2 protein-coding genes are annotated in these 3932 nt (G+C 54.2%); one reads left to right on the top strand and one right to left on the bottom strand.

The window, feature by feature from the left end; translation table 11 throughout:
• Positions 1-373: 373 nt before the first annotated feature.
• The gene (locus ACT3RT_RS22950; RefSeq protein ID WP_353504337.1) at positions 374-1285 is read right to left on the bottom strand and encodes a LysR family transcriptional regulator; all 912 of its coding nucleotides are present in this window, start codon (positions 1283-1285) and stop codon (positions 374-376) included.
• A 387-nt stretch (positions 1286-1672) separates the two neighbouring features.
• Here ACT3RT_RS22950 and dld point away from each other — a divergent pair, with 387 nt between their 5' ends.
• Positions 1673-3400: a D-lactate dehydrogenase gene (gene dld / locus ACT3RT_RS22945; RefSeq protein ID WP_353504352.1), complete on the top strand. Its 1728-nt coding sequence runs from the start codon at positions 1673-1675 to the stop codon at positions 3398-3400.
• Positions 3401-3932 lie beyond the last annotated feature (532 nt).

The following is a 3932-nucleotide window of genomic DNA, read 5'->3' as shown; positions in this document are numbered from 1 at the left end:
CGTTGCCAGACCAATTCCACTCGTGCCTCCTGTGATTAATGCAACTTTATTAGGGGTCAGTTTGGATATAGTGAATTATTGTACGGTAAGCCTGTTTTTTTGGACAGGTTTACCTCTAGCAATAGGGTGTACTCCCGCGCTATACGCCGTTTCCCGTGGATTTTGTCTAATCGGATAACCTAAATACGATACGGAATACGCGATAATTTAAAAGCGATAGCCACTGGCACTAAATCAATCCCTTATGGGTTGGCGTGGTTAAATAATGCGCTAAACGTATAATAATTTCCGATCTCCAAACTGCCCCCCTCAATCAGCGGTTGCAGAATAGATACTGGTTTTTCAGTCGGGTGGCGGCGGTTGCCACTGATCGCTAAGGTTTGGCGTCGCTTCTAGAGCGCTGTTTGGCGATGGTTCGAAGGATGCCTACCAAGTTTTGGACGGTAGCTGACTTCTCACGTGGTCGGTGCACCAGTGCAATGGTCGTCCTAAGCACCTTGTGCTTGATTTTCTGATAGGTCACACCGGTCGCATGTATTTGTCGAATGGACTCGGGGATCAGTGTCACACCGAAGCCGGCCGCAACCATGTTCACGGTCGAGGAAATCTGCGGAGATTCCATCTCGATCTGCGGTGAGAAACCCGCAATGCGGCAAGCACTGATAATCGAGTCATACAGGTCAGGGCCTATGTGGCGAGGAAAGAGAATAAGCGGATCGCGCGACAGTTGCGCCAGTTCAATGCTTCTCAAACGGCCCAGGCGATGACCCGATGGCAGGACCGCGACCATTTCCTCCTCAACCAGAGAAACGGTGTCGAGGTCCCGACAATTCAATGGGAGCCTAACCAAAGCGCAATCGACCTTGCCATCCATGACTGTTTCGAGAAGCGTTGTGCTATTGCTCTCTTCGGACTTGATCGAAACGCCCGGATAACCCTGGCGAAATTGACGCATGACCGTAGCCACCAAGGGATGAAAGACCGTCGATCCGGCAAAGCCGATGGACAAACTGCCACTTTCGCCTCTGGCAGCCTTCTTCACCTGTACTAGTGCACGGTCGGCATCTTCAAGTATGCGTCTCGCGCTCTCCCTGAAGATGGTGCCAGCCTCAGTCAGCTCTACTCGTCTCGGATAACGGAAAAAGAGCTTTGTGCCGATTTCCCGCTCAAGCTTGATGATCTGTTGGCTTAGGGGAGGCTGGGCGATGCCGAGTCGCTCTGCTGCGATGGTGAAATGCAGATGCTCGGCCACGGCCAAAAAATACCGCAACTGGCGAAACTCCATGGTATGTCCTCCGGTTCAAGGTGCGTGCGGGCGAAAGCCCAAGACTCCAGATCAGCCATCTGAGCATGGCGGCTTCAGTGCCTGCACCGTATGCGCGTGTACGGAAACGAGGCCGAGCGGCGCACGCCGTCATCTTGGGCACGCCTGCACCCAAATGGAGGGAGAGCGCACGGATACGACCAGCATACCTCGACCAACTTGTTTTCGATATGTTTCTCGTCTTGAAAACGTGTCTATGAAGTATTGGATCGAATCGCGACATGCTCCTAAGCTGACAACATCATCAACAAAGGGCGGTTTTTCTCGTAGGCCAACCAGAGCAGATCCTTGATCTCTGTGCCCTTCGTTTGACGCCCTTAAACAAATAAGGAGTCTCTCGTGTCCTCAATGCTTGAATGGCCCACGGCCGCTTCGGTCCAACCGGCTGGTGACCGCAGCCTTCTCGTCTCCAACTTGACGGCCATCGTCGGCCGAAAAAACGTTTTGACCGATGAAGCCGCGACGAAACGCTATCGAACGGGATTCAGATTTGGCACCGGCAAGGCTCTGGCAGTCGTCAGGCCCGGGTCACTTGTCGAACAATGGCATGTACTGAAGGCCTGCATCAATGCCAACGTGATCGTTATCTCGCAAGCGTCCAACACGGGACTAACGGGTGGTTCAACGCCCGACGGTAACGACTATGACCGCGACATCGTCATCGTCAGCACCATTCGCATGAAAAAGGTCTATCTGATCGAGGGTGGTACGCAGGTTGTCTGCCTACCGGGTGCGACGCTCGATCAGCTTGAGCAAAAGTTATTGCCCATTGGGCGGGAACCGCATTCTGTCATCGGCTCCAGTTGCATCGGCGCCTCAGTATTTGGCGGGGTATGCAACAACTCGGGGGGCGCGCTGGTTCAGCGCGGCCCGGCGTATACGCAGATGTCGGTATTCGCACGCGTCGATGACGAGGGACATTTACACCTGGTCAATCATCTCGGAATCCGTCTGACTGGGTCGGAGGAGGACATCCTGGGACACCTCGACAGCGGTGATTTCTCCGACTCTGACGTCGTTCACGACGCTGGAGCAGGGTCAGATCACAACTATGTCCAGCATGTCCGCGAGATCGACGAGGACACGCCGGCCCGCTTCAATGCGGACCCTGGACGGCTGTACGAGTCCTCCGGATCCGCCGGCAAAGTCATGGTGTTTGCAGTGCGCCTGGACACATTCCCGATCGAGAAGAACCCCCAGGTATTCTATATCGGTACAAACAAGACCGACGAGCTGACCGATATCAGGCGGCAAGTACTCGGCAAATTCAAGCATATGCCGATCTCTGGCGAATACATGCATCGCGATGCGTTCGAAATTGCTGAGAAGTATGGGAAAGATACCTTTCTTATGATCCATTACCTCGGCACGGCGAGATTGCCAAAGCTGTTTGCGCTGAAGGCCCGATTCGATACTATTTTTGACCGAATCCCCTTTCTGCCAGCGCACCTGACCGATCGCTTCATGCAGGCAGCAAGTCACCTGTTCCCGAATCATCTGCCGGCGCGCATGAAAGACTTCCACGAGAAGTTCGAACATCACTTGCTACTCAAAGTCTCGGCGGAGGGCACGGACGAGGCCCGAAGCTTTCTCAAGGACTACTTCTCCACGGCGACCGGTAGCTTCTTCGAATGTACGCCCGAAGAAGGCGACAAAGCTTTCCTGCATCGTTTCGCGGCAGCCGGCGCAGCCAACCGCTACCGTGCGGTACACGCCCGGACCGTGGAGAACATTCTCGCCCTGGATATCGCATTGCCACGCAACAAACGGGACTGGTTCGAGAAGCTGCCGCGGGAGATCGAGACGCCAATCATCCTCAAGCTCTATTACGGCCACTTCCTCTGTCACGTGTTCCACCAGGACTACATCGTGAAGAAGGGCAACGACTGCATGGCGATCGAGCACAAGATGTGGAAGTTGCTGGATCAGCGCGGTGCCGAATACCCAGCTGAACACAATGTCGGACATCTGTATTACGCCAAGCCCGCCCTGCGCAATCACTATCAAGGGCTGGACCCCTGCAACTGCTTCAACCCCGGTATCGGCCACACGTCGAAGTTCACTAACTATCGCTAGCCTGAGGCCGACACGCCAGCAGTACGGGTTGCTCCGAAGCCAGCGGCGCCATGACCGTCGGACCATGAATGGCTTGTAGGCGCTCTAGCACCTGCTTGGGAAGACGGCTTCTAAGGGAGCCGCACACATACACACGAAAAGTAACTCAGCTCAGCTATCGCTCATGCCGATGGTTGCTGGACCCTTGTCGCCAATTTTTGGGTCTCCCAGGCTCGCGGAGTGAAGACATGCCACGCCTCGTTGCAGATACTCCAGTTTCCCTGAAGTCCGCATTAGAGGGGGCCGCTTGGAAAACGGTAATTATCCTACTATAAGGGCTTCCCCGAACAGTCAACGCCGGTTTTTAATTTCTGTCTGTTCATCAATGAAAGGCAAGGGATGAGACTGCGCAACTATAATCGGTCACGCTGAATCGCTATTGATTCGGACCCTGATGAAAGACGCTCGTGAGATCCTCCCTCGTTAATCGGATAGTGATATCCAGTAGGATATGCAGATACTTCTCTCGGGGTTACAACCCTTTACCATCAAT

Origin of the sequence: Ewingella sp. AOP9-I1-14, assembly GCF_052375995.1 — a bacterium.
GTDB lineage: Bacteria > Pseudomonadota > Gammaproteobacteria > Enterobacterales > Enterobacteriaceae > Ewingella > Ewingella allii.
This window is presented reverse-complemented; position numbering and strand designations above follow the sequence as displayed.

Bases quoted from the DNA above. Each gene is read 5' to 3' on its own strand.
- ACT3RT_RS22950 (WP_353504337.1), bottom strand. From the start codon at position 1,285: ATGGAGTTTCGCCAGTTGCGGTATTTTTTGGCCGTGGCCGAGCATCTG.
- dld (WP_353504352.1), top strand. From the start codon at position 1,673: ATGCTTGAATGGCCCACGGCCGCTTCGGTCCAACCGGCTGGTGACCGC.